The following is a 25,715-nucleotide window of genomic DNA, read 5'->3' as shown; positions in this document are numbered from 1 at the left end:
CGGGAAACTCCTTAACGATCTTTCGGGTCGAGGGCATCACGCAGGCCATCGCCGATAAAGTTAAAACAGAACAGCGTAACCACGAGGAAACCCGCCGGGAACATCAGCAACCATGGCGATACTTCCATGGAGTTGGCGCCATCACTCAGTAACGCGCCCCAGCTGCTCAGGGGTTCTTGCGTACCCAACCCCAGGAAGCTGAGGAAGGATTCAAACAGAATCATACTCGGCACCAGCAGCGAGGCGTATACCACCACCACGCCTAACACGTTCGGCACAATATGACGCAGTACAATGTTGAAGGTGGAAACGCCACCCACTTGCGCCGCTTCAATAAACTCTTTGCGCTTCAGGCCCAGTGTTTGCCCGCGCACAATTCGCGCCATATCCAGCCACGACACCATGCCGATAGCCACAAAGATCAGCAGAATATTACGGCCGAAGAAGGTCACCAGCAGGATCACGAAGAACATAAACGGGAAGGAGTTGAGGATTTCCAGGATACGCATCATCACGGAGTCGATTTTGCCGCCGAGATAACCCGCCAGCGAGCCGTAAAGCGTGCCGACCAGCACCGCGATCAGGGCTGAGGCAATCCCGACCATGAGTGAGATACGTCCGCCAATCGCCACACGCACCAGCAGATCGCGTCCTGAAGAGTCTGTACCAAACCAATGGCCTGATACCGTATCCGGTGCAGCCGACATCATGCCCCAGTCGGTGTCATCATATTTAAACTGTGACAATACCGGTGCAAAGACCACAAACAGCGTAATCACCAACAGCACCAGCAAACTGATCAGCGCGGCGCGGTTATGGATGAAGCGACGACGCGCATCCTGCCACAGGCTGCGCCCTTCGACTTCCAGTTTTTCACTGAAGGCATCCAGAGCTTCGCTGTTTTTCTTACTTAACATCATGGGCGAACTCCACCATCAGTAACGAATTTTTGGATCGATCACTGCGTACAGCACATCAACGATCGCATTAAACAGAATAGTCAGCACGCCGACCAAAATGGTCAGACTCATCACCAGCGAGTAGTCACGGTTTAACGCGCCGTTAACGAACAGCTGGCCAATGCCCGGCAACCCGTAAATGGATTCGATCACCATCGAACCGGTGATGATGCCGACGAACGCCGGTCCCATATAGGAAAGTACAGGGAGCATGGCGGGCTTGAGGGCGTGGCGTAAAACAATACGACGCAGCGGTAACCCTTTGGCGCGCGCGGTGCGGATAAAGTTAGAGTGCATCACTTCAATCATCGAGCCACGCGTAATTCGCGCGATGCTGGCGATGTAGGCCAGTGACAGTGCCACCATCGGCAGCAACATATAATTCCATTGTCCGCCGTTCCAGCCGCCGCCAGGCAACCAGCGCAGGGTGATGGCGAAAACCAACACCAGCAGCGGCGCAACGACAAAGCTGGGTATCACCACGCCCGTCATGGCGACCCCCATCACCGCATAGTCCCACAGGCTATTCTGCTTGAGTGCGGCAATCACGCCAGCGGTTACCCCCAGCACTACCGCCAGGAAAAACGCGGCCAGGCCCAGTTTGGCTGAAACCGGGAAGGCGTGACCGACCAAATAGTTGACTGAGTAGTCTTTGTATTTAAACGACGGACCAAAATCGCCATGTGCCAGCTGTACCAGATAACTGACATACTGCTTACCGATGGGATCGTTGAGATGATATTTGGCTTCGATATTCGCCATCACTTCAGGCGACAGCGTACGCTCGCCGGTAAACGGACTGCCGGGTGCCAGTCGCATCATAAAGAAGGAGATGGTAATCAAGATAAAGAGCGTCGGGATCGCTTCCAGAAGCCGACGCAGGATGAATTTTAACATTGCCGTACCTACCAGGCTGTTGCTTCACAAAGTCAAAAAGGCGGTGCCGCAGCACCGCCACTGTCGATAGCCTGAGTGCTATTAATGTTTAATGATATACAGGTTTTTATCGAGGGTTTTATCCAGCGGATCGTTGCCGGTGTAACCACCCACATACGGTTTCACCAGACGCGCGTTCACGTAGTAGTAAACAGGCACGATGGTGCTGTCTTTATCCAGGATCTGCTCAGCTTTCTGGTAATCCGCAACACGGGCTTTATCATCTACCGCTTTCACCGCATCGTGGATCACTTTATCGAAGTCTGCGCTCTTATAATGTGAGGTGTTACTGCTGCTGTCAGACAGCATGATGTTCAGGAACGATGTCGGTTCGTTATAGTCTGCGCACCAGGCGGCACGGGACACATCGAAGTTGCCCTGATGACGGGTGTCCAGGAAGGTCTTCCACTCCTGGTTTTCCAGCTTGATGTTCACGCCAATGTTTTTCTTCCAGATAGAAGAGGCGGCAATGGCTAACTTCTTGTGCAGATCGGAGGTGTTGTACAGCAGGTTGAAGGTCAGTGGCTTATCTGCGGTATAACCCGCTTCGGCCAGCAGTTTCTTCGCTTCTTCATTACGCTTGTTCTGATCCCACTTGAACCAGTCTGGTGGCAACAGTTCCATGCCATCGGTAGCCGGAGGCGTGAAGCTGTATGCAGGCAACTGACCTTGCGCCAGTACCTTGTTAACCATGATGTCACGATCCAGACCCAGTTTCAGTGCGGTACGCACGCGTGGATCGGTGAATGGCGCTTTCTGGTTGTTGATTTCATAGTAATAGGTGCAGAGGTATGGCTTCACCATCAACTCTTTGCCGTTGTCACGCTGCAGCTTTTTGAACAGCTCAATCGGCATGTTGTTATAGGTGATGTCGCTGCCGTTCTCAGAGAAGTAGCGGTTGACGTCACTGACTTCGGAGTTGATTGGCAGGAAGGTCACTTTGTTCAGCACAGTATGCGCGTTGTCCCAGTACTCTGGGTTACGCACGATGGTCACGCGCTCGTTAATTACGTGAGATTCCAGCTTAAATGCGCCGTTGCCCACCCAGTTCTGTGGCTGCGTCCACTGGTCGCCAAACTTATCAATAGCAGGCTTATACACTGGAGACATCACTGAGTTGATCAGCAGCTTATAGAAGTAAGGGACTGGCTCACTCAGGGTCACTTGCAGAGTGTGATCGTCGAGCGCTTTCACGCCCAAATCAGTGACAGGTTTTTTACCCGCGATGATGTCGTCAACGTTCTCGATATGGCCGTACTGCGGATAGCTGGCGTAAGGAGAGGCCGTTTTCGGATCGACCAGACGCTGCCAGCTGTACACGAAATCTTGTGCAGTGACAGGCTCACCGTTAGACCATTTGGCGTTCTTGCGCAGGTGGAAAGTCCAGACTTTGAAATCTTTGTTTTCCCAGCTTTCTGCCACGCCCGGAATCGGCTTGCCATCGCTGTCGCTGATGATCAGACCTTCGTACAGGTCACGGGCGATGTTATCTTCCGGCACACCTTCAATTTTATGCGGGTCCAGTGACTGAACTTCGTCACCATTGCCACGTACCAGTTCCTGTTTTGCTGCCAATTCAACGCCTGCTGGTACTGTCGCTGCCAGCGCGGCATTCCCTGCCAGCGCGCCGATTGCTGCAAGAACGCCAGCGGCAATCAGGCTTTTTTTCGTGATGTTGTTCATTATTACGCTCCAGTTTTATTATCGTCACCGGGTCGGTCAACCGCCCAGCGTACCCCGTTTCCGGGAGATCTCTGCCTGTCTGAACAGAGATCACTACCACCCTTCAGGGTTTACTTCAGTAACGTGCCGCCCGACTGTAGCGCCGGATCGGCTCATTACTCAATGTTTCTTTATGTAATAGTATTTCAATGCCAGCATATCCTGCGGATCTTTACCGGTGTAACCCCCTACCCAAGGCTTCACCAGACGCACACTCACCCGGTAATAAACCGGAATAATGGCGGAATCTTTATCCAACTGGGCTTCAGCTTGTTGATACAAGGCCGCACGCTGAGCGTCATCGGTTACGGTCAGGGTTTGCGCCATCAATTTGTCAAACGTATCGCTATGATAAAACGCGGTATTGATCGATGACCCACTCAACAGCATATTGAGGAATGTGGAGGGTTCGTTGTAATCCGAACACCAGGTTGCGCGCACCACGTCGTACTGTGCCTGGCGGCGCGTTTCCAGCAGCGTTTTCCACTCCTGATTCTGTAACGTGACCTCGGCGCCGAGGTTTTTCTGCCACATTGAAGCCGCGGCAATCGCCTGCCGTTTATTCTGCTCCGAAGTGTTATACAACAGCGTGAATTGCAGTGGGTGCTGCGGCGTGAACCCCGCTTCAGCCAGCAATTGCTTCGCGCTGGCATTGCGCTCAGCTTGCGTCTGCTTCGACCAGGATGGCGCCTCAGGCGTGATCCCGTGCGTGAACGGCGGCGTCAGGCCATATGCTGGGATCTGCCCCTGCCCCATGATTTTGTCGGCGATGATGTCACGGTCGAGGGTTAGCTTGAGTGCGGTTCTGACACGGGCATCAGTGAACGGCGCTTTTTTATTGTTGATTTCGTAATAGAAGGTGCAAAGCAGTGGGCTGACTTTTACCTGCTCACCCAGGTCTTGCTGTAATTTCTTAAACAAGTCTGGTGGCACAACGCTATTGGTCATATCCGAGCCGCCACTGCGGTAGCGATTAATATCGCTATTTTCAGACGTGAGCGGCAGTAATATGCCCTCATCAATTACCGTGTGAGGGTTGTCCCAGTAACGTGGATTACGCTTGAGAACGATTTTCTCATTGACCACCCAATCAGCCAGCGTATAGGCACCATTCCCTACATAGTGTTGAGGCTGAGTCCACTGCTCACCCCATTTCTCAATGGCAGCACGGTACACCGGCTTCATCGCGGTGTGGGCCAGCATGTCGATAAAATAGGGAACGGGTTCTGAGAGAGTGACCTGAAGATGATGGTCATCCAGCGCCTTGACGCCCAATTCAGTGGGAGAGGCTTGACCGGCCAGAATAGAATCAATATTGGCGATATGGGCGGCTTGCAGGTAACTGGCATAAGGTGATGCCGTTTTCGGGTCAGCCAGGCGCTGCCAACTGTAAACGAAATCTTGCGCGGTCACCGGCTCGCCATTGCTCCATTGAGCATTATCACGCAAAGTAAACGTCCAGATACGGCCATGATCGTTGCGCCAGGAAGAGGCCACACCCGGAACAATTTGCCCGTTATTATCCGTCTCTACCAATCCTTCCAGTAAATTTCGAATCACATTGGACTCGGGCACACCTTCGGTTTTTTGCGGATCTAACGAGGCGACTTCGCTGCCATTGTTAATCACAATGCGCTGTGTTTCTGCCAATGGCACGCCCGCTGAAACTTCTGCTGCCTGACTGTGTGCAATTATCCCCGACAAGCAGAGCGCCAGGAGAGAAGGCGCCGCTTTTTTCGCTGCCATGCTTTTCATCAACAAATATCAACCTTAAAACATTAACCCGCTAGCGAGTAAGCAAGAAGCGTACTCATTTGACACCAGCGGATAAAAAATTTGCGATGTGCCGAAAATTATCAGAACAAATGCCCGCACGCCAAAGCCAAACAGCAAAAATGTTAGCTGATTCTCTTTTATCACGGACATGCCCACAGTAATAGTGTTAATTTTTACACTGAAAAATCAATCAACATCCTGATATATATAATTTAAATCTATTTTTTGTGGAAGTTTTGTACAAGCAAAATTCTTAAGCGCATAAAATCGAAATTAATCTGCATTAGCAAGGTTTAACGACACAATAAATTGATTATGGCGATTAAAGCCTTATATAAATTTCGTGAAAAACAGGCGTTAAAGAAAAAAACACTGTGACAATTATCACAAAGATAAGTGATAAAAGTGGCGGTGAGAGAAGTAATAGTAGCAAAAGTGATGCTGGAGAGGCTCTATTAAGCGAGATGAATATTTTCACCCTATTGGTGCAAATAATTCACAGATTGCACCAATATGGATCAATGGAGAGTTATCTAAGAAAAATAACCCTGCCTTTAATTGAGCAAGCCTGGGAAAATGGCTTTCATTCCGGTGACCACAAATTCAATTCCCAACGCCATCAATAGCAAACCCATTATACGGGTAATAACGTTAATGCCGGTTTGCCCTAACACGCGCACCATTAATGGCGCTGCACGGAACAGCAACCAACAACAAAATGCAAAAATGGCAATGGCAATGGTAAAACCTATCAAATTCGGCCAACTGTGATAGCGCGTGCTCCAAACGATAGTAGAGCTGATAGCACCGGGCCCCGCCATCAAGGGTAACGCTAACGGAACCACACCAATGCTCTCACGTATCGCCGTCTCTGACTTCTCCTGCTTGTTCTGCTTGTCCTCGCCCAGCTTGCCACTGATCATCGACATCGCAATGGTCACTACCAGAATGCCACCAGCAATACGGAATGAGTCGATAGAGATACCAAACAGATGCAGGATTGCATCCCCCAGGAACAGTGACGTCCAGAGAATGATCGCCACAGCCAGATTCGCCGTGAAGTTGGTTTTATTTCGCTCAGCAGCGGCTTGATAGCTGGTCATGCTGATGAACACCGGGATGATGCCCACGGGATTGACCAAGGCAAACAGACCGACAAAAAATTTAATATAGCCGGAAAAATCAAGTAGCACAGGATTCAAAGTGAGCTCCGGAAAATGTGTGTTTAAAAAAACGCGCTTAATGTAGTGCAAAAGCCCGATGAAAAACCAGTGGGTCAGGCAGAAATTTATGCTGCCATTTTTGCCAGAATCCAGTTTATTTATCTGCGGTTAGCGTCCAGTGCACACCCTTCATCAAATCCGTCCCGGCCAGAAGCCCCGCGAAAGTTACTTTAGTTGCGAAAGTCAGTGCTGAATGGTGTCAGCTTGGATGCCAATTGATCTGCATCAAAATTCAGCTACCTCATCGGGGGTAATCTTACCGCATCGAAACTTGTTACAGAGACACAGGCTTCTTGACCAGGAAACCCTTTTAGTAAGCAACGGCAAATCACCGCCATCCTGAGCAACGTATAAGCATAGCGCGACTATACTTCTGAACTCAGGCTTGTTTACTAAAAGAGTTTAACTTCCTTCAGGAGAGTACTATGGCCGTTACTAATGTTGCCGAGCTTAATGCACTGGTTGAGCGTGTTAAAAAGGCACAGCGTGAATTCGCCAATTTTAGCCAAGAACAAGTTGATACCATTTTCCGCGCTGCTGCACTTGCCGCCGCTGATGCCCGCATCCCCCTCGCTAAGATGGCTGTTGCCGAATCCGGTATGGGCATTGTTGAAGATAAAGTGATCAAGAACCACTTCGCTTCAGAGTACATCTACAACGCCTATAAAGATGAGAAAACCTGCGGTGTGTTAGACACCGATGACACTTTCGGCACCATCACTATCGCCGAGCCGATTGGCCTGATCTGCGGTATTGTGCCGACCACTAACCCAACCTCTACCGCTATCTTTAAAGCACTCATCAGCCTGAAAACGCGTAACGGCATTATCTTCTCACCGCATCCACGCGCCAAAGACGCCACCAACAAAGCAGCGGATATCGTGCTGCAGGCGGCCATTGCTGCCGGTGCGCCGAAGGATATTATTGGCTGGATTGACGCGCCTTCTGTCGAGCTGTCTAACCAACTGATGCACCATCCAGACATCAACCTGATTCTGGCCACCGGTGGCCCAGGCATGGTGAAAGCCGCCTACAGTTCAGGTAAACCAGCAATTGGTGTGGGTGCCGGTAACACGCCAGTGGTGATCGATGAGACCGCGGATATCAAACGTGCAGTTGCTTCAATTCTGATGTCCAAAACCTTCGACAACGGCGTTATCTGTGCGTCTGAACAGTCCGTCATTGTGGTTGATTCCGTCTACGATGCCGTTCGCGAGCGCTTCGCCACCCATGGCGGATATCTGCTGCAAGGTAAAGAGTTGAAAGCGATTCAGGACATCATCCTGAAAAACGGCGCGCTTAACGCCGCCATTGTGGGTCAACCGGCTTATAAGATTGCTGAATTGGCCGGCATTAGCGTGCCTGCTTCAACCAAAATTCTGATTGGTGAAGTGAAGCTGGTTGATGAATCTGAGCCTTTTGCTCATGAAAAACTGTCGCCGACGCTGGCCATGTATCGTGCGAAGGATTATCACGATGCGGTAGATAAAGCAGAGAAACTGGTTGCCATGGGCGGTATCGGTCACACCTCTTGTCTGTACACCGACCAGGATAACCAGCACGAACGTGTGCACTACTTCGGCGACAAGATGAAGACGGCACGTATCTTGATTAATACCCCGGCTTCACAAGGCGGTATCGGTGACCTGTACAACTTCAAACTTGCGCCATCATTAACGCTGGGCTGTGGTTCATGGGGTGGTAACTCCATTTCTGAAAACGTGGGACCTAAACATCTCATCAACAAGAAAACCGTGGCCAAGCGAGCTGAAAATATGTTGTGGCATAAACTTCCGAAGTCTATTTACTTCCGTCGTGGCTCACTGCCCATTGCACTTGAAGAGGTCGCCACTGACGGTGCAAAACGCGCCTTTATCGTGACTGACCGCTTCTTGTTCAACAATGGCTATGCGGATCAGGTCACTCGCGTACTGAAATCCCACGGTATCGAAACCGAAGTCTTCTTTGAAGTGGAAGCTGACCCAACCCTGAGCATCGTGCGTAAAGGTGCGGAGCAGATGAACAGCTTCAAACCGGATGTGATTATCGCCTTGGGTGGTGGTTCACCGATGGATGCCGCGAAAATTATGTGGGTGATGTACGAACATCCAGAAACCCATTTCGAAGAACTGGCACTGCGCTTTATGGATATCCGTAAACGCATCTACAAGTTCCCGAAAATGGGCGTAAAAGCGCGCATGGTGGCGATTACCACCACGTCCGGCACGGGTTCAGAAGTGACTCCGTTTGCGGTGGTCACAGACGATGCGACCGGTCAGAAATATCCATTAGCGGATTATGCCCTGACGCCTGACATGGCGATTGTCGATGCTAACTTAGTCATGGATATGCCGCGTTCCCTCTGTGCATTTGGAGGTCTGGATGCCGTAACCCACTCACTGGAAGCCTATGTCTCAGTACTGGCCAACGAGTACTCTGACGGACAAGCCCTGCAAGCGTTGAAACTGCTGAAAGAGAACCTGCCAGCCAGCTATCGCGAAGGTGCCAAAAACCCCGTTGCGCGTGAGCGTGTGCACAATGCGGCCACCATTGCCGGTATCGCCTTTGCTAACGCCTTCCTGGGCGTGTGTCACTCAATGGCGCATAAATTGGGCTCAGAGTTCCATATCCCACATGGCCTGGCTAACGCCCTGCTGATTTGTAACGTCATCCGTTATAACGCGAATGATAACCCAACTAAGCAGACGGCATTCAGCCAGTATGACCGTCCACAGGCTCGCCGTCGTTATGCGGAAATTGCCGACCACTTGGGCCTGAGCGCCGAAGGTGACCGCACCGCACAGAAAATTGAAAAACTGCTGGCATGGCTGGAAGAGATGAAAACCCAGTTGGGTATTCCAACATCCATTCGTGAAGCGGGCGTACAGGAAGCGGACTTCCTGGCGAAAGTCGATAAACTGGCAGACGATGCCTTTGATGACCAGTGTACCGGTGCTAACCCGCGCTACCCACTGATCGCTGAACTGAAACAAATCATGCTGGATACCTTCTACGGCCGTGAATTCTCAGAGTCAGAGAGCGCTACTGCTGAACTCGTCGATGAGAAAGCGGTGAAAGTTGAGAAGAAAACCAAGAAAGCATAAGTTGTCATAAATAAAAAACCCGCTGCGGCGGGTTTTTTTTATGTTGGCATGATCAAACAGGAGAGGAATGCGAGCCGTAAATGGCTTTCAATGAACCTTCATCTATCGCTTGCTTATAGTGTTTACGGCACACCGAAATATAGCGTTCGTTGCCACCAATAACCACCTGCTCACCTTCGCTGAAAGGTTTTCCATTGGCATCCAGGCGCAACACCATACTGGCTTTGCGACCACAATGGCAGATGGTTTTTAGCTCAACCAGTTTATCCGCCCACGCCAGCAAATATTGGCTCCCCACGAAGAGTTCTCCGCGAAAATCGGTGCGTAGTCCATAACACAATACCGGAATATCCATATTGTCGACCACATCAGACAAGGATCTGACTTGTTCACGCGTCAGGAACTGGCTTTCATCAACCAGAACGCAATGAACCGGTTGCTTCGCGTGTTCATCCGCTATTTGCTGGTCTAGTTTCGTTTGAGCGTTATATAAAAAGGCGGGAGACGAAAGACCAATACGTGAACTAACCTTACCCGCACCAAAGCGGTCATCTATCTCGGCGGTATACACTAATGTCCGCATGCCACGCTCCTGGTAGTTATAGGAAGACTGTAGCAAAGCCGTTGATTTCCCCGCGTTCATTGCGGAGTAATAAAAATAAAGTTGAGCCATGTGCAAAATCTCATCGCAGCGCAATTCAGATGTCGCGCAGTCTACCATAAACGCGCGATCCTGTAGCGATGCATTATTTTTATCGTTTGTTCAAATTAACACCATTAATGACTGAGTGATTCAGTCTCAGCCTTAAACCGCACGTTTTGACAAAGAAGGTCGTGTGCTGACATTTTATTCAACTTTATTACCGCTAAGTGTAAGGATTCGGGCATTGCACTGTTGTGAAGCAGGAAAAATCAAGGTGGTAAAAAAACAGAGAAAGTTAAATATATTTTGCAGGTCGCTTTAAAATGGCATTCCTGACTTTTACTTTACGTTTTACATTTTAATCTGGCTATTGCAGTTATTTTTTCGCCCCACTATTATGATTCGGCAGAACAACTCCCATTTATTATATTTTGAGATTAGGACAATGAGCGAAGCACTTAAAATTCTTAATAATATCCGTACATTGCGCGCGCAAGCTCGGGAATGCTCTCTGGAAACACTGGAAGAGATGCTGGAAAAACTCGAAGTTGTGGTGAATGAGCGTCGTGAAGAAGAGACGCATGCACAGGCGGAAAATGCAGAACGTAGTCGCAAGCTGGAACAATACCGTGAAATGCTGATTGCTGATGGTATCGATCCAAACGAATTGCTGCAGGCGCTGTCAGAGACCAAAGCACCAGGAAAAGCCAAGCGTGCTGCGCGTCCAGCGAAATATTCCTATGTTGATGAAAACGGTGAAAACCGTACCTGGACTGGTCAGGGCCGCACGCCAGCAGTGATTAAAAAAGCCATCGAAGAACAAGGCAAACAACTGGACGATTTCCTGCTGTAATCACATCAGAGCTTCGCATTGTGAAAGGCAATAACGCTGTTTCACTTTACACCGGGTAAGAAAAAGGAAGCCACTGGCTTCCTTTTTTATGCTGCGCTGTTACTGGTAAAAATCGCGATACCAATCCACAAAGTTTTGTACGCCAATCTCTACACCCGTTTGCGGGCGGAAATTAATCGCCTCATACAACGGCTGCGTATCGGCGCTGGTGCCAGGCACATCACCCGGTTGCATAGGCAGCATGTTTTTGTTCGCCTCAATACCCAACGCTTTCTCCAGTGATTCGATATAGGTCATCAGGCTGGTTGGCTGGCTATTTCCGATATTGTAGACGCGATAAGGTGCAGAACTTGATGCAGGAGAGCCCTCTTCTACGGTCCAGCTTTCGTCGGCCTGCGGAATAACGTTTTGCAGGCGCACAATCGCTTCAGCGATATCATCAATGTAGGTAAAGTCACGCGTCATTTGCCCGCGGTTATATACATCAATTTGCTCACCAGCCAGCATGGCACGCGTGAACTTAAATAGCGCCATATCGGGACGGCCCCATGGACCATAAACAGTGAAGAAGCGTAAACCGGTAGTAGGTAACTGATACAAATGTGAATAGGTATGCGACATCAATTCATTAGCTTTTTTGGTGGCCGCATACAATGAAATAGGATGGTCAACTGAGTCATCAGTTGAAAAAGGCATTTTACGATTCAGTCCATACACGGAACTGGATGAGGCATAAAGCAGGTGGCCAATTTTATGGTGACGACAGCCTTCCAGAATATTCAGATGGCCAATTAAATTGGCATCCGCATAGGCGTGAGGGTTTTCAATGGAATAACGCACCCCTGCCTGGGCACCCAAATGAATAACGCGCTCAAAGCCGTGCTGGGTAAACAGAGAAGAAATGGCCTGGCGGTCTGCCAGGTCCATTTTGATGAAAATAAATTCAGGGTGCTGAAGGATCTGATCCAGGCGAGCCTGTTTAAGGCTGACGTCATAATAGTCATTCAGGTTGTCTATACCGACAACCTGGTGACCGGCGGCCAGCAAACGCTGACTTACATGAAATCCAATAAATCCTGCCGCGCCGGTGACCAGAAACTTCATACTTCCCTCATTTATTCTATGATTTGGATTGACGCTCCGCGGCCAATTGCATAATAAGTAAAGCCGCGTTTGCTGATACGTTCCGGATCATACAGGTTACGACCATCAAAAATCACGGGTTGTTTTAACGCGGTTTTGATAACGTCGAAATCTGGTGCACGGAAATTCTGCCATTCAGTACAGATAACTAAGCCATCTGCGCCCTGAAGTGCAGCTTCTTTCGTGCCCGTCAGCTTCAGGTCGTCACGATGACCATAGATGCGTTGGGCTTCTTCCATCGCTTCTGGGTCAAATGCCTGAATAGTCGCACCCGCTTCCCACAGCGTTTCCATCAGCACACGGCTGGAGGCTTCACGCATGTCGTCCGTATTGGGTTTGAAGGCCAGTCCCCACAGTGCAAACGTCTTGCCGCGCAAATCGTCGCCAAAATGGCGCTTGATAAAGCTTGGCAGTTTGTTTTTCTGCGAGTCGTTCACATCTTCTACCGCCTGTAACAGGCGCGGCGTGTAACCAATAGACTCAGCAGTACGAATCAGCGCCTGCACGTCTTTCGGGAAGCACGAACCACCGTAGCCACAGCCAGGGTAGATGAAGTGGTAACCAATGCGTGAATCCGATCCAATCCCCTGACGCACTTTCTCAACGTCGGCTCCCAGACGTTCTGCCAGGTTTGAGATCTCGTTCATAAAGCTGATTTTGGTGGCCAGCATGCAGTTTGCCGCGTACTTGGTCAGCTCTGCACTGCGGATATCCATCAAAATCATACGGTCGTGATTACGATTAAACGGCTCGTAGAGTTCACGCAGCAGTTCAACCACATCATCGTTATCGGTACCCACGACAATACGCTCAGGACGCATACAATCGTTTACTGCAGCCCCTTCCTTGAGGAATTCAGGGTTAGAAACCACATCAAACGGGATGTTAACATCACGTTTTTGCAATGTTTCTGTCATCACTGCACGCACGCGATCCGCCGTCCCGACAGGCACTGTGGATTTGTCGATAACGACTTTATGATCGCTCATGTGCGCGGCAATGGTGCGCGCAACTGCAGTCACATATTTCAGATCGGCAGAACCGTCTTCATCCGGCGGGGTTCCCACTGCAATAAATTGCATCACGCCGTGGTTAACACCCTCTTCTGCATTGGTGCTGAACTTCAGGCGGCCCGCTTCATAGTTAGACATCACCAGCGGCGTCAAACCCGGTTCGAAAATCGGAATATGGCCTTTTTTCAGGTTTTCGACTTTCTTTTCATCGACATCAATACAGAGAACGTCATGTCCGACTTCAGCTAACACTGCAGCCTGAACCAGACCGACATAGCCGATACCAAATACAGTGACTTTCATTGAATTATCCTGTGTTTAATGAATTACTTTTTGTTGCCTACCGCGCCTTCAAGCCATTGAGTAAAGTCTTTACCCAGCACCGGATGACGTACACCGTACTCAACAAAAGCTTGCATATAACCCAGTTTGTTACCGCAGTCATGGCTCACACCGGTCAGGTGGTAAGCTTCTACGGTCTCTTTTTCCATCAGCATGGCGATGGAGTCAGTCAGCTGAACTTCGCCACCTGCGCCCGGAGGGGTTTTTGCCAACAGCGGCCAGATATCCGCTGACAGCACGTAACGGCCCACAACCGCGAGGTTAGAAGGTGCTTCAGACGCTTTCGGCTTCTCAACAACACCCACCATTGGCGCGCTCTGGCCTGGGGCGAGGTCGGCACCTTTGCAGTCAACCACACCGTAAGCGGTCACGTCGGCTACTGGCTCAACCATGATTTGACTACGGCCGCTTTCTTCATAACGCGCCAGCATTTCTGCCAGGTTGTCTTTAGTAGGATCGGATTCGTATTCATCAATAATCACATCCGGCAGGATGACCGCAACTGGCTCATCACCCACCAGTGGATGTGCACACATCACTGCGTGGCCCAGGCCTTTGGCAATACCCTGACGAACCTGCATGATGGTGACATGTGGTGGGCAGATAGACTGGATTTCATCCAGCAACTGACGCTTAACGCGTTTTTCCAGCATAGATTCCAGTTCGAAACTGGTATCAAAATGGTTTTCGATGGCGTTTTTAGATGAGTGGGTGACCAGCACAATCTCATTAATGCCCGCAGCAATACACTCATTCACGACATATTGGATCAGCGGCTTATCGACCAGCGGTAACATCTCTTTTGGAATAGCTTTGGTAGCAGGCAGCATACGCGTACCCAGACCCGCAACCGGGATTACCGCTTTTTTTACTTTAGACTTATAGGCAGACATCTAAATACCTCTCTTAATAGGCCGTTCAAGTTAATACTTGATATGTCGGTTTAAAAACGAAATGAGTATATCAGTTACTATCAGACGGATTTATCCTGGATGGAGTTAATCCGCGGAATTTAAGACTATTACCCAAGTGTAAAGCTTACCCTTGGCCCTGTCTCCAACCCGCGAAAAATATAAATCCAACCGCTTATTCTTCAGCCGAAAGCATCAGGCGAAGCCTGCCGCCCGCGCCCCACACATGGCATTGCCAGGCATCGGCACGTTGGCTGATTTGATTGAGGTGCGTGCTGCCCATAGTACCAAGCGGCACGCCATTACTGAGTTGAATCTGGTGGGTGTTGATGTGCAACGTTGCGTTAAGTCCAGCGGAGACCAGAATCAGATTTTTCAGCTGACGATGGTAGTAACCGACCAGTAATGGGAACTGCCCACTGAGATTGGCCTGACGCAGCAGCATGTTGACCTGCCTGAGCAAGCCGTTCAGTTCTGGCAGACGTTGATTCTGCCCAGAAAGTTGTTCCTGTAACAATCCATTGAACAATGCGCGCAACAACAATGCCGCCAGTACGCCGTTATCACCCGCGCGGGTGACGTCCAGGCAGTAGAAGGCGAGATCCTTGTCCGATAGCGCAGCAATATCCAGCACCAGACCCGGCTGCTCCGCCATCGTCAGTTGACGATAATTAATCCGGCAGTTGGCAATGGTTTGTTGCACGGGAGGCTGCAACTGTTTGAGCAGTTTAGACGCGGCTAGCGGATCGCGGACCAGCGCGTCCCAGTCCTGGAACAACTGTTCATCTTCTTCAACTTTTGAGGTGAACATCGAAGGATAAAGACATTCATAAACCGCTTCACGGAAACGTTCGAGGTCTTTAAGAGGTTTAAGCAACACATCCTGCACGCCAAGCCGCAGCACATGCGCAATGTCGGCCATATTCTGCGTGGCGGAAATGATCAAGATAGGGACGCTATTGCCGCGACTGCGGATGCGCTCAACAAACTGAATGCCGCCCATACGCGGCATTTCCAAATCGCAAATCACCAGATCCACCGCCTGCGCTGACAGCAGCGTTAAGCCATCCAGGCCATCGCCGGCTTCCAGCGTACTGGCGCCCAGACCCGCCAGCATGTTGTCCAGTAATGAACGGAAAACGACCTCATCTTCGACAATGAGTATTTTTTTGCCGATTAGTGGCTTTTCCATTCTCTCCCCCTGTGTACCAGATATTTCAATAGTGGTTCATAAAACGCAGTTGCGCCTTTCAGAATTGACTGAAGTCGCAAAAGCTGTGAATGAACAACCTGATTATCTGCCACGGACCAGCGGTAATAGTTCATCCATTTTTTTCTCAACAGCGGCTTTACCTGCCGCGATGGCTTCTTCTGCACGATGAAAATCCAATGTGGATATCTGCGGACAAAACGGTTGGATCAGGACATCCGGCGGATCCCCTGCCATGCGATTACGCTTCAAACGGTTTTCCAGTATCTGGATCGAGGTTGACATAATCTCCATCGCACCCGGCGTTTGATTGGCCCGGCGATGCGTCAATCCCAGAATGCGCTGGCGCAGTTTCTTGCCCCAACTGAGGGCTTCAGCGGCGGCTTCTTCTTCACCGCTTTGTGGCGTGACCGACAACAGATCCTGCTGCATCAAATGCGCGTCATGTTGTAGATCAACCGCGATAACAATGTCAGCGCCGAGTGCACGCGTGAGCGAAATCGGCACCGGATTCACCACCGCACCATCCACCAGCCAGTAACCATTGTAGCTAACCGGAGGTAACAGGCCTGGCATGCTGCATGACGCGCGAACCGCCTGGTGGAGATCACCCTCCGTTAACCATAGCTCACGCCCGGTACTTAAATTTGACGCGACAACACCAAAAGGTTTGTCGCACCCTTCGATAAATTCATTGGGAATCAACTGGCGAATATGGCTAAACACGCGGTCGCCGCGTAACAATCCTCCGCGCTGCCAGGAGAGATCCATTAAGCGGATGACGTCCCAATAACGGAATGCACTGACCCATTTCTCCATCAGACCGAGTCGGCCATTCACGTAAGCTGATCCCACTAAAGCACCGACAGAACAGCCAGCAACCACGTCAACTTCAATCCCGGCGCGCTCTAAAGCATTGATAACACCTATATGCGCCCAGCCTTTGGCAGCACCTGAACCCAGAGCCAGCCCAATTCTTACCTTTCTCATCGCACCTCGTGATTCATCTGGTACGTAGCATCACACTCAGCAGTCGGCTACCATAGCGCACACGTTAATTTAGTTTAATCACTCACAGGAGATGACGTGTCCGAAAAGTGCCCCTGCTGCAGCGGAAAGCAGTATAGCTCATGTTGCCAACCCTTTCTGAGTGGCCATGATATCCCCACCAGCGCTGAACAATTGATGCGGTCACGTTATACCGCCTATGTTGAGAAGAATGCCGCCTATCTGGCATCGACCTGGCACTCCAGTCAGCGCGTGGCAGACCTTGAGACGCTATTATCCGAAAGTTTTACCAACACTGAATGGCTGGGTCTGAATGTAACCCGTTGTATTAATGGAAACCATGTTAATGAAGCCTTTGTGACCTTTTTTGCGCGTTACCGCGAAAAAGAGCGGACTTCAGCCATCTATGAATGTTCACGCTTTCTTCGTGAGGATCAACGCTGGTACTATGTAGACGGTACAACGCCGGAATTAGGGCGTAACGATCGCTGTCCTTGTGGCTCCGATAAAAAATACAAAAAATGTTGTGGTTAATCTGGACAGATGCACAACGGCTTTACCATTCATCGCTTTGACAGGACTCTGATCGAGATGCAAGCGCCAAACACGCAACGAAAAGTTTTACGAACCATTTGCCCTGATGCAAAAGGCCTGATCGCTAAGATCACCAACATTTGCTACAAGCACGAACTCAACATTGTGCAGAACAATGAGTTTGTCGATCACCGTACCGGGCGCTTTTTCATGCGCACAGAGCTTGAAGGGATTTTCAACGACAACACCTTGCTGGCCGATCTCGACAGCGCGCTGCCAGCTGGCTCGGTGCGTGAACTGCAGAGCGCAGGACGCCGCCGCGTGGTAATTCTGGTCACCAAAGAAGCGCACTGCCTGGGTGATTTACTGATGAAAAGCGCCTTTGGGGGTCTCGATATGGAGATCGCCGCGGTCATCGGTAACCATGAAACCTTGCGTTCACTGGTCGAGCGTTTCGATATTCCGTTCGTGCTGGTGAGCCACGAAGGATTAACCCGTGAAGAGCACGACAATCGCATGGGTGACGAAATCGATCGTTACCAACCGGATTACGTCGTGTTAGCGAAATATATGCGTGTGCTGACGCCGGCCTTTGTGCAGCGTTACCCGAATCAGATCATCAATATTCACCACTCGTTCCTGCCCGCGTTCATCGGCGCTCGTCCTTACCACCAGGCGTATGAGCGCGGCGTGAAGATCATTGGCGCAACGGCACACTATGTGAATGATAACCTTGATGAAGGTCCAATCATTATGCAGGACGTCATCAATGTCGATCACAGCTATACCGCAGAAGAGATGATGCGTGCCGGACGTGATGTTGAGAAGAATGTATTGAGCCGTGCACTGTATAAAGTGCTGGGTCAGCGGGTGTTCGTTTACGGCAACCGCACCATCATTCTTTAATCTGTGCGGCGCTGAATTGTGCAACTCTTCAGCGCCACGCGTGAAAAGTGGTCAAACGATTCATAATTTCGTTTTCAGCGCTTTACAGTCAGAGCGCATTTGGTATGATGCGCCCCGCTTTCAGGCACTTTAATTCAGGCCAGTGGCGGGATTCCCGAGCGGCCAAAGGGAGCAGACTGTAAATCTGCCGTCATCGACTTCGAAGGTTCGAATCCTTCTCCCGCCACCATCTGAATTAACTCCTCGCCTGAATCATAAAGAGCTTCATATCCCAGGCGGGATTCCCGAGCGGCCAAAGGGAGCAGACTGTAAATCTGCCGTCATCGACTTCGAAGGTTCGAATCCTTCTCCCGCCACCATCCAATATTCTCCCATTCCTAATCAGCTACAAACTCTCACATAAAGCACTTGAGAAGGATGAGAAGCTTCGACCGAAGGTTCGAGTCGAACGCAGTGAGACTACCTTCCGATCCAATCCATGACTTTTAAGCGAAAACTCGTTACCATCCCGGCATACTTTTGCGGAAAAAAATGGCAGCGAAATGAAATTCATCTCTTTCAACATCAACGGCTTGCGCGCTCGCCCTCATCAGCTTGAAGCGCTGGTTGAGCAGCATCAGCCGGACGTTATCGGCCTGCAAGAAACCAAAGTTCATGACGACATGTTCCCGCTCGAAGATGTCAGCAAACTGGGTTACAACGTCTTTTATCACGGCCAGAAAGGCCATTACGGTGTGGCGTTGCTCACCAAGCAGCAACCTGTCTCTGTACGCCGTGGTTTTCCCGGTGATGATGAGGATTCACAACGCCGCTTAATCATGGCGGAAATCCCGAGTCCAATCGGCGACATTACCGTGATTAACGGCTATTTCCCGCAAGGTGAGAGCCGCGACCACCCGACCAAATTCCCGGCGAAAGAGAAGTTTTATCGCGATCTACAAGATTATCTTGAGCAGCAGCTGGCCGTCGATAAACCGGTGCTGATCATGGGTGATATGAACATCAGCAGCACCGATCTGGATATTGGCATTGGCGAAGACAACCGCAAACGCTGGTTGCGCACCGGTAAATGTTCATTCCTGCCAGAAGAGCGTGAGTGGATGGATCGCCTGATGAACTGGGGCTTGGTTGATACCTGGCGTGACAAATACCCCGATACCAACGATCGCTTCTCGTGGTTCGATTACCGTTCTAAAGGATTCGATGACAACCGCGGTCTGCGTATCGATCTGCTGCTGGCCAGCCAGCCGCTGGCCTCGCGTTGCATTGAGAGTGGGATCGATTACGACATCCGCAGCATGGAAAAACCGTCAGATCACGCGCCAGTGTGGTCAACATTTAAACTGTGATGAAGCTGCGTGGCGCCTAACGCCACGCGCTTTTATTTGATGATTTTCCAGATCAGCGGGTTGGTTCCCAGTACTTTCTCATCGCGCCCGCATTGCAACAGCACACCTTCTGCTTTTACCACTGCACCTTCCGAATAACTGCGGTTTTCATAAGTACAGCACTGCATGCAGTTGCTCTGCTGAGTGTTCTGTCCCTGCGTCCAGACTTCCGGTGGCATATCCACCACCACATCAGTATTTCCCATGCTTCTTTCCGGCTGGCGGTTGGCTTGTGCAGCCGTGCTGCACATCACCATCAGGCTCAGCACTACGAGAGCATAACGCATCACTCTGTCTCCTTGGTTTTACGCCGGGTCGATTTCGGTTTCGCTTTACGCTTGCCTGCCGGTGCGGCAATGCCTCTAAACGACTGTAATGACGGTCGCTGGCGCGCTTCGCCAATCAACCCAATCAAGGTGCTGACCAGCGGCTGCATAAACTCATCGTAACGGCAGGCTTTCTCACTGATACGAGTCAATGTCGATTCCCAATGCGCTGTCATGTCCGGTCGCGCCGCCATTTCAGGTAAGGCATGAATCAACGCCCTTCCCGCTTCCGTTGAATGAATATAGCGGCCTTTTTTGACCAGAAATGTTCGACGGAACAACAATTCGATAATGCCCGCGCGCGTCGCTTCCGTTCCTAAACCATCGGTCGCACGCAGCACTTTCTTTAATTCTTTATCCTGTACAAAACGCGCGATGCCGGTCATCGCGGATAACAGCGTGGCATCCGTGAAGGGGCGCGGCGGCTGTGTCTGCTTTGCCAACACTTCACCGCGCTCGCACAACAGCTCATCGCCTTTACTCACTACCGGCAGCGGCGTTCCGTCATTCTCTTCATCCCGCTCTTTGCTGCCCAGCAAAGCGCGCCATCCGGCTTCAGCCAGAAAACGGGCTTTGGCGATAAACTTACCGCCGCCAATATCGAGGTCAATGACGCATTTACGGAATATCGCATCAGGGCAAAACTGCATCAGATACTGACGCGCGACTAAACCGTAAATGTTAGCTTCGTTTTCCGTCAGATTGACTTTACTGGCACGCGCCGTGGGAATGATGGCGTGGTGAGCATCGACTTTTTTATCGTCCCAGCAGCGATTTTTCTGATCGGGATTGAAGTCCGCTGGCGGCGTCAGGTTGGGTTGATGCGCCTGAATGGCGTTCAGCACCGCGTGGCGGCCCGCAAAGTGTTCATCCGGTAAATAGCGGCTGTCAGAACGGGGATAGGTAATCAGCTTGTGGGTTTCATACAAACGCTGACAGCAATCCAGCACGTTCTGCGCACTCAAACCAAAGCGCTTAGCCGCCTCGATTTGCAGGCTGGAGAGTGAAAACGGCAGCGGCGCCGTATCCGACTCGCGTTTATCGTTGTAGCCAGTCACCAGCGCCGGCTTGCCATTGATGCGCTCTAATACGTGATCGGCCAATGGGCGATGCAGCAGGCGGCCTTCATCATCCTGCCAGGGTTCACAGGCATCACTGGGCACCCAGGTGGCAATAAAGCGCTCATCTTTCGGCGTGACGATGTGCGCCTTCACTTCAAAATAATCTTTCGGGATAAAGTTCTCGATCTCTTCATCACGACGCACTACCAGCCCCAGCACGGGTGTCTGCACGCGCCCCACCGATAAGACACCATCGTAACCGGCATTACGCCCTAGCAGTGTCCAGGCACGCGTCATATTGATGCCATAGAGCCAGTCCGCGCGGGCACGGGCCAGCGCAGAGACACACAGCGGGATGAACTCACGGTTTTCACGCAGACGCCCTACCGCACGCTCCACTGCTGCCGGGTTAAGATCGTTTATCAGGCAGCGTTGAACTTTTTGCCGTTTTTCCGGCGGCAACTGCAAATAATCCAGCACTTCATCCACCAGCAACTGGCCTTCACGGTCCGGGTCACCGGCGTGGACCACTTCAGTTGCCTGTTGCAGCAAGCCTTCAATCACCTTGAGCTGCTTCGCCACCGAGGGGCGCGGCTGCAGGCGCCACTTTTCCGGGATGATCGGCAGATCAGCCAGATTCCAGCGGGCATAACGGCTGTCGTAGCTTTCTGGCTGCGCCTGTTCAAGCAGATGACCCACACACCAGGTCACCATCTGGTCATTACCACAGGCAATAAAACCATCACCGCGACGATGCGGTTTTGGCAGGACATCAGCAATGGCGCGCGCCAGACTGGGTTTTTCGGCAATAAACAAACGCATGTGTGGCGTCGATCCTTTAACGTCAGTTCACGACTGTAATGAGTGGATGAGCATGATCAGCAGCAAACAGCGCACCTATTGCTGTCGCCTGCACGCCGGCTAATGCAGCACAACGCTGGAAAGCGTCCACCTCGCTGGGTTGCACCGCCACCAGCAGTCCACCTGAAGTTTGTGGGTCACACAGTAATGCACGCGTGGCCTGATCCATTGGGGAAATATGCGCACCATAGCTGGCGAAATTGCGCTCAGTACCGCCAGGCACCGCGCCTAACACGATGTAATCATCCACGCCAGGTAACCGCGGAACCTGCGCGACCACCACTTCCGCTCGTAAGCCAGAACCCTGGCAAATTTCATTCAGGTGGCCCAGCAAACCAAAACCGGTGACGTCCGTCATGGCACTGACGCCGGCCAGTTTCGCAAACTCTGCGCCAGCGCTATTCAGCTGACACATCACCTCTGCCGCCAGCGTCTGATGCTCAGGACGCAGCAGCCCTTTTTTCTCCGCGGTGGTCAGGATACCAATGCCCAGTGGCTTGGTCAGGAAAAGCTGACAACCCGCCAATGCCGCGCTGTTCTTCTTCACGCGCGCCACATCAACGATCCCGGTGACAGCCAGACCAAAGATCGGTTCTGGCGCATCAATAGAGTGCCCACCCGCCAGCGCAATACCTGCCGCCTGGCACGCCGCTCGTCCACCTTCAATCACCTGTTGCGCCACCTCAGGGCTGAGGACGTTTATCGGCCATCCGAGGATCGCAATCGCCATGATCGGTTTACCGCCCATGGCATAGATATCACTGATGGCATTGGTGGCCGCGATACGGCCAAAAGTGTAAGGATCGTCCACGATAGGCATGAAGAAATCGGTGGTGCTGACCACCGCCGTACCGTTACCCAGATCGTAGACGGCGGCATCATCACGGGTTTCATTGCCCACTAGCAGTTGTGGATCGTGAAAAGGCGTCAGCTCACTGCGTAGAATGGTTTCCAGCACCTGCGGAGATATTTTGCAGCCGCAGCCAGCCCCATGGCTGTATTGCGTCAAACGAAGCGGTTCACTCATGGCGGGTTCCTTATGCGCTGTACAGAAGGCGTTATGTTAGCCTGGCTGCCAGCCGGTGGTAAGTGTTGCGCGACCTAACCTCGATCTTTCGCACACGCGGTGTGCAATCTTTGCAACCGCGCTCACCCTGCAGCAGAAACCCGCTGTTGTCTGTCAGAAATAACTGACAAATTGTGCCGTATCGGGTGCCACCACGGTGGTGTTGGCTTTAAGCTGTGGCGTGCCGAGGTAAAGGAAACCCACAATCGCGTCTTGCTCACGGCAGCCAAAGGCTTCACGAACAGCCACATTATCGGTCCAGGGGCCGCTGCGCCAGATACCGTTAAAGCCCTGCGCTACTGCCGCCATCTGCATCGCCATCACCGCGCAGCCCGCTGAAACCAGCTGTTCCCAGTGTGGCACTTTGGCATGTTCTTCACAGCGCGCCACCACAGTAATGATCATCGGCGCTCTGAATGGGGCCGATGCCGCCTTTTCGATGGCTTTATCATCCTGATGAGTGTCACGCGCTGCCTGCTCCAGCAGCTTAGCGAAACGTTCACGACCCTCATTCTCAACAATGATGAAACGCCAGGGCTGCAGTGTGCCGTGATCTGGCGCGCGTAATCCTGCATGCAAAATGTTTTGCAGCGCCTCACCTGCGGGTGCCGGTTCTGCAAGGCGTGATGCTGAACGACGGTTAACTAATAAATCCAATGCATCCATGATTATTCTCCCGTGAATAAAAAGCGTCGGCTAATCCTGGCACAGCGCGATCTTTTGTAACAGTCTGGCGCGATTTCCTGCTGACATTTCGCACGCCGCTCTTTAGGATGAAGCCAACATCGGGGCAGAGCGCGTGGCGACTGCCCTGTTACGTGAATATGGAGAGTTTATGCGCACATTGTGGCGAATTATTGCCGGTCTGTTCCGCTGGAGCTGGCGGGTGTTAAATTTCATTCGGGAATTTATTCTTAATTTATTCCTTATTGTTCTGATTCTGGCTGGCGTTGGCATCTGGTTACAGCTTTCCAGCGCCAGCAGCAGTGAGCCCGTGCAACAAGGTGCGCTGAAAGTTGATTTAAGCGGTGTACTGGTGGATAAGCCTTCCGTCAGCAATCGTCTGAGCCGCATCAGTCGTCAGCTGTTGGGTGCCAGCAGCGACCGCTTGCAGGAAAACTCTTTGTTCGATGTGGTGGATGCGATTCGTCAGGCGAAGACCGACAAGAACATTACCGGCATCGTGCTGGACTTGCGTGACTTCGCCGGGGGCGATCAACCGTCGCTGCAGTATGTGGGCAAAGCACTGCGTGAATTCCGCGATACGGGCAAACCCATCTATGCGATTGGTGACAGCTACAGCCAGGCGCAATATTACATCGCCAGCTATGCGACCAAAATCTACCTGTCACCGCAAGGTACGGTTGATCTGCACGGCTTCGCCACCAACGGCCTGTATTACAAATCCTTACTGGAGAAGTTAAAGGTCAACTCACACGTCTTCCGCGTCGGGACCTATAAATCCGCCGTTGAGCCCTTCCTGCGTGATGATATGTCACCCGAAGCCCGTGATGCCGATGGTCGTTGGATAGGTCAGCTGTGGCAGAACTACCTGAACACCGTTGCCGCCAACCGCCAGATCACGCCAGACCAACTCTTCCCTGGCGCAGCAGGCATCATTAGCGGCTTGCAGGCTGTCGATGGTGATACCGCCAAGTATGCACTGAACAATAAACTGGTTGATGTACTGGATAGCCGTGCTGCCGCAGACCAGGAGTTGGTGAAAACCTTCGGTTGGGATAAGGCCAATAACGATTATCGCAACGTCAGCATTTATGATTACACCGTGAAACAACCGCAGCAGGATCAGGATGGCAATATTGCCGTGATCTTCGCCAGCGGCGCCATCATGGATGGAGAAGAGACGGCGGGCAACGTGGGCGGCGATACCACCGCGTCACAGATTCGTGATGCACGCCTCGATCCGAAAATCAAAGCCATTGTCCTGCGCGTGAACAGCCCAGGCGGCAGCGTTTCCGCCTCAGAAGCGATTCGTGAAGAGCTGGCCGCCGCGCATGATGCCGGCAAACCGGTGGTGGTTTCCATGGGCGGTATGGCGGCTTCAGGCGGCTATTGGATCTCAACGCCAGCGGATTACATCGTGGCAGCACCGAGCACGCTCACCGGATCGATCGGCATTTTCGGGGTGATCAACACCGTCGAGAACAGCCTGAGCAGCATTGGTGTGCACACCGACGGCGTCGCCACTTCCCCGCTGGCTGACGTGGCGACCACCAAAGCCTTGCCGACTGAAGTGCAGCAATTGATGCAACTGACCATTGAGAACGGTTATCGCAACTTTGTTGGCCTGGTGGCGACATCGCGCCATAAGACACCTGAGCAGATCAATGCTATCGCGCAAGGTCACGTCTGGACGGGTAGCGATGCGAAAGCCAATGGTTTAGTCGATGCACTGGGTGATTTTGACGACGCCGTGGCGAAAGCCGCCGAGTTGGCAAAAGTCGCTAAGCCACAACTGAGCTGGTATCAGGATGATCCAGGCATGATCGATTTGCTGCTCAATCAGATGAACGCGTCGGCTCAAGCCATGCTGCCTGCTGCACTCAAAGTGTGGCTGCCTGCGCCAATGCTGGATGTGATGAGCGCAGTGAAAGATCAGCCAGGTTTGATGAATAACCTTAACGATCCACAAAATCGTTACGCGTTCTGCCTGAACTGCAGCAACGTACGTTAATCTTTACAGCCCGGCCGCTGGTCGGGCTGCTTTTC

The 25,715-nt window shown here is 51.6% G+C and carries 21 protein-coding genes and 2 tRNA genes; 8 read left to right on the top strand and 15 right to left on the bottom strand.

What is annotated here, in order from left to right:
- Window positions 1-11 precede the first annotated feature (11 nt).
- The 5 genes from oppC to LK04_RS08095 form a co-directional block, all read right to left on the bottom strand.
- Complete coding sequence (oppC, locus tag LK04_RS08115; protein WP_039334614.1) at window positions 12-920, bottom strand: oligopeptide ABC transporter permease OppC; 909 nt, start codon at window positions 918-920, stop codon at window positions 12-14.
- 15 nt (window positions 921-935) lie between these two features.
- Entirely contained in the window at window positions 936-1,856 is a 921-nt protein-coding gene (gene oppB, locus LK04_RS08110) for an oligopeptide ABC transporter permease OppB (protein WP_039334612.1), read from the bottom strand.
- Window positions 1,857-1,937: 81 nt separating this feature from the next.
- Entirely contained in the window at window positions 1,938-3,578 is a 1,641-nt protein-coding gene (gene oppA, locus LK04_RS08105) for an oligopeptide ABC transporter substrate-binding protein OppA (protein ID WP_039334610.1), read from the bottom strand.
- 159 nt (window positions 3,579-3,737) lie between these two features.
- Window positions 3,738-5,372 (bottom strand): ABC transporter substrate-binding protein, encoded by a 1,635-nt coding sequence (locus LK04_RS08100; RefSeq protein WP_039334608.1) that lies wholly within the window; start codon window positions 5,370-5,372, stop codon window positions 3,738-3,740.
- 575 nt (window positions 5,373-5,947) lie between these two features.
- Window positions 5,948-6,595 carry a YchE family NAAT transporter gene (locus LK04_RS08095; protein WP_039334607.1) on the bottom strand — a complete coding sequence of 216 codons (648 nt, stop codon included), beginning with the start codon at window positions 6,593-6,595 and terminating at the stop codon, window positions 5,948-5,950.
- Between the two features lie 446 nt (window positions 6,596-7,041).
- Between LK04_RS08095 and adhE the strand changes: the two genes are divergently transcribed.
- A complete protein-coding gene (adhE, locus tag LK04_RS08090) occupies window positions 7,042-9,720 on the top strand; it encodes a bifunctional acetaldehyde-CoA/alcohol dehydrogenase (RefSeq protein WP_039334604.1) in 2,679 nt (892 codons plus the stop codon).
- A 52-nt stretch (window positions 9,721-9,772) separates the two neighbouring features.
- Here adhE and tdk read toward each other — a convergent pair whose 3' ends face one another.
- The gene (gene tdk, locus LK04_RS08085; RefSeq protein WP_039334734.1) at window positions 9,773-10,393 is read right to left on the bottom strand and encodes a thymidine kinase; all 621 of its coding nucleotides are present in this window, start codon (window positions 10,391-10,393) and stop codon (window positions 9,773-9,775) included.
- A gap of 415 nt (window positions 10,394-10,808) precedes the next feature.
- Between tdk and hns the strand changes: the two genes are divergently transcribed.
- Window positions 10,809-11,216, top strand: coding sequence for a histone-like nucleoid-structuring protein H-NS (gene hns / locus LK04_RS08080; RefSeq protein ID WP_039334602.1), 408 nt, complete (start codon window positions 10,809-10,811; stop codon window positions 11,214-11,216).
- 99 nt (window positions 11,217-11,315) lie between these two features.
- On the opposite strand, the gene LK04_RS08075 is transcribed toward hns, so the two are convergent.
- From LK04_RS08075 to rssA, 5 genes are all read right to left on the bottom strand, one after another.
- A complete protein-coding gene (locus LK04_RS08075; protein WP_039334600.1) occupies window positions 11,316-12,320 on the bottom strand; it encodes an NAD-dependent epimerase in 1,005 nt (334 codons plus the stop codon).
- An 11-nt stretch (window positions 12,321-12,331) separates the two neighbouring features.
- A complete protein-coding gene (locus LK04_RS08070; protein WP_039334598.1) occupies window positions 12,332-13,675 on the bottom strand; it encodes a UDP-glucose dehydrogenase family protein in 1,344 nt (447 codons plus the stop codon).
- Window positions 13,676-13,698: 23 nt separating this feature from the next.
- Window positions 13,699-14,607 (bottom strand): UTP--glucose-1-phosphate uridylyltransferase GalU, encoded by a 909-nt coding sequence (gene galU, locus LK04_RS08065; protein WP_034828817.1) that lies wholly within the window; start codon window positions 14,605-14,607, stop codon window positions 13,699-13,701.
- Between the two features lie 193 nt (window positions 14,608-14,800).
- The gene (gene rssB / locus LK04_RS08060; RefSeq protein ID WP_039334596.1) at window positions 14,801-15,817 is read right to left on the bottom strand and encodes a two-component system response regulator RssB; all 1,017 of its coding nucleotides are present in this window, start codon (window positions 15,815-15,817) and stop codon (window positions 14,801-14,803) included.
- 102 nt (window positions 15,818-15,919) lie between these two features.
- The gene (gene rssA / locus LK04_RS08055) at window positions 15,920-16,825 is read right to left on the bottom strand and encodes a patatin-like phospholipase RssA (RefSeq protein WP_039334594.1); all 906 of its coding nucleotides are present in this window, start codon (window positions 16,823-16,825) and stop codon (window positions 15,920-15,922) included.
- 96 nt (window positions 16,826-16,921) lie between these two features.
- On the opposite strand from rssA, the gene LK04_RS08050 reads away from it, so the two are divergent.
- The 5 genes from LK04_RS08050 to xthA all read left to right on the top strand — a co-directional run bounded on the left by LK04_RS08050 (window position 16,922) and on the right by xthA (window position 19,632).
- Window positions 16,922-17,377: a YchJ family protein gene (locus tag LK04_RS08050; protein ID WP_039334592.1), complete on the top strand. Its 456-nt coding sequence runs from the start codon at window positions 16,922-16,924 to the stop codon at window positions 17,375-17,377.
- Between the two features lie 57 nt (window positions 17,378-17,434).
- Window positions 17,435-18,283: a formyltetrahydrofolate deformylase gene (purU, locus tag LK04_RS08045; protein ID WP_039334733.1), complete on the top strand. Its 849-nt coding sequence runs from the start codon at window positions 17,435-17,437 to the stop codon at window positions 18,281-18,283.
- Window positions 18,284-18,427: 144 nt separating this feature from the next.
- Window positions 18,428-18,512, top strand: a tRNA-Tyr gene (locus tag LK04_RS08040).
- A gap of 45 nt (window positions 18,513-18,557) precedes the next feature.
- Window positions 18,558-18,642 (top strand) — tRNA-Tyr (locus LK04_RS08035).
- 183 nt (window positions 18,643-18,825) lie between these two features.
- Window positions 18,826-19,632, top strand: a complete 807-nt coding sequence (gene xthA / locus LK04_RS08030; RefSeq protein WP_039334589.1) for an exodeoxyribonuclease III — start codon at window positions 18,826-18,828, stop codon at window positions 19,630-19,632.
- A 32-nt stretch (window positions 19,633-19,664) separates the two neighbouring features.
- On the opposite strand, the gene LK04_RS08025 is transcribed toward xthA, so the two are convergent.
- The 4 genes from LK04_RS08025 to LK04_RS08010 all read right to left on the bottom strand — a co-directional run bounded on the left by LK04_RS08025 (window position 19,665) and on the right by LK04_RS08010 (window position 23,651).
- Window positions 19,665-19,958, bottom strand: a complete 294-nt coding sequence (locus LK04_RS08025) for a YnjH family protein (RefSeq protein ID WP_039334587.1) — start codon at window positions 19,956-19,958, stop codon at window positions 19,665-19,667.
- On the bottom strand, window positions 19,958-21,880 hold the full coding sequence (locus LK04_RS08020) for a DNA topoisomerase III (protein ID WP_039334584.1): 1,923 nt from the start codon (window positions 21,878-21,880) through the stop codon (window positions 19,958-19,960). Before LK04_RS08020 ends, LK04_RS08025 begins: the two co-directional genes overlap by 1 nt.
- A 22-nt stretch (window positions 21,881-21,902) precedes the next feature.
- Complete coding sequence (gene selD, locus LK04_RS08015) at window positions 21,903-22,946, bottom strand: selenide, water dikinase SelD (protein WP_058969525.1); 1,044 nt, start codon at window positions 22,944-22,946, stop codon at window positions 21,903-21,905.
- A 153-nt stretch (window positions 22,947-23,099) separates the two neighbouring features.
- Entirely contained in the window at window positions 23,100-23,651 is a 552-nt protein-coding gene (locus LK04_RS08010) for an NAD(P)H nitroreductase (RefSeq protein ID WP_039335485.1), read from the bottom strand.
- Window positions 23,652-23,820: 169 nt separating this feature from the next.
- Between LK04_RS08010 and sppA the strand changes: the two genes are divergently transcribed.
- Entirely contained in the window at window positions 23,821-25,680 is a 1,860-nt protein-coding gene (gene sppA, locus LK04_RS08005; protein WP_039335483.1) for a signal peptide peptidase SppA, read from the top strand.
- Window positions 25,681-25,715: the final 35 nt, after the last annotated feature.

The organism is Pantoea vagans (genome assembly GCF_001506165.1).
In the GTDB taxonomy this organism is placed as follows: Bacteria; Pseudomonadota; Gammaproteobacteria; order Enterobacterales; family Enterobacteriaceae; genus Pantoea; species Pantoea vagans_C.
This window is presented reverse-complemented; position numbering and strand designations above follow the sequence as displayed.

Bases quoted from the DNA above. Each gene is read 5' to 3' on its own strand.
- oppC (WP_039334614.1), bottom strand. From the start codon at position 920: ATGATGTTAAGTAAGAAAAACAGCGAAGCTCTGGATGCCTTCAGTGAA.
- oppB (WP_039334612.1), bottom strand. From the start codon at position 1,856: ATGTTAAAATTCATCCTGCGTCGGCTTCTGGAAGCGATCCCGACGCTC.
- oppA (WP_039334610.1), bottom strand. From the start codon at position 3,578: ATGAACAACATCACGAAAAAAAGCCTGATTGCCGCTGGCGTTCTTGCA.
- LK04_RS08100 (WP_039334608.1), bottom strand. From the start codon at position 5,372: ATGAAAAGCATGGCAGCGAAAAAAGCGGCGCCTTCTCTCCTGGCGCTC.
- adhE (WP_039334604.1), top strand. From the start codon at position 7,042: ATGGCCGTTACTAATGTTGCCGAGCTTAATGCACTGGTTGAGCGTGTT.
- tdk (WP_039334734.1), bottom strand. From the start codon at position 10,393: ATGGCTCAACTTTATTTTTATTACTCCGCAATGAACGCGGGGAAATCA.
- hns (WP_039334602.1), top strand. From the start codon at position 10,809: ATGAGCGAAGCACTTAAAATTCTTAATAATATCCGTACATTGCGCGCG.
- LK04_RS08075 (WP_039334600.1), bottom strand. From the start codon at position 12,320: ATGAAGTTTCTGGTCACCGGCGCGGCAGGATTTATTGGATTTCATGTA.
- LK04_RS08070 (WP_039334598.1), bottom strand. From the start codon at position 13,675: ATGAAAGTCACTGTATTTGGTATCGGCTATGTCGGTCTGGTTCAGGCT.
- galU (WP_034828817.1), bottom strand. From the start codon at position 14,607: ATGTCTGCCTATAAGTCTAAAGTAAAAAAAGCGGTAATCCCGGTTGCG.
- rssB (WP_039334596.1), bottom strand. From the start codon at position 15,817: ATGGAAAAGCCACTAATCGGCAAAAAAATACTCATTGTCGAAGATGAG.
- rssA (WP_039334594.1), bottom strand. From the start codon at position 16,825: ATGAGAAAGGTAAGAATTGGGCTGGCTCTGGGTTCAGGTGCTGCCAAA.
- purU (WP_039334733.1), top strand. From the start codon at position 17,435: ATGCAAGCGCCAAACACGCAACGAAAAGTTTTACGAACCATTTGCCCT.
- xthA (WP_039334589.1), top strand. From the start codon at position 18,826: ATGAAATTCATCTCTTTCAACATCAACGGCTTGCGCGCTCGCCCTCAT.
- LK04_RS08025 (WP_039334587.1), bottom strand. From the start codon at position 19,958: ATGCGTTATGCTCTCGTAGTGCTGAGCCTGATGGTGATGTGCAGCACG.
- LK04_RS08020 (WP_039334584.1), bottom strand. From the start codon at position 21,880: ATGCGTTTGTTTATTGCCGAAAAACCCAGTCTGGCGCGCGCCATTGCT.
- selD (WP_058969525.1), bottom strand. From the start codon at position 22,946: ATGAGTGAACCGCTTCGTTTGACGCAATACAGCCATGGGGCTGGCTGC.
- LK04_RS08010 (WP_039335485.1), bottom strand. From the start codon at position 23,651: ATGGATGCATTGGATTTATTAGTTAACCGTCGTTCAGCATCACGCCTT.
- sppA (WP_039335483.1), top strand. From the start codon at position 23,821: ATGCGCACATTGTGGCGAATTATTGCCGGTCTGTTCCGCTGGAGCTGG.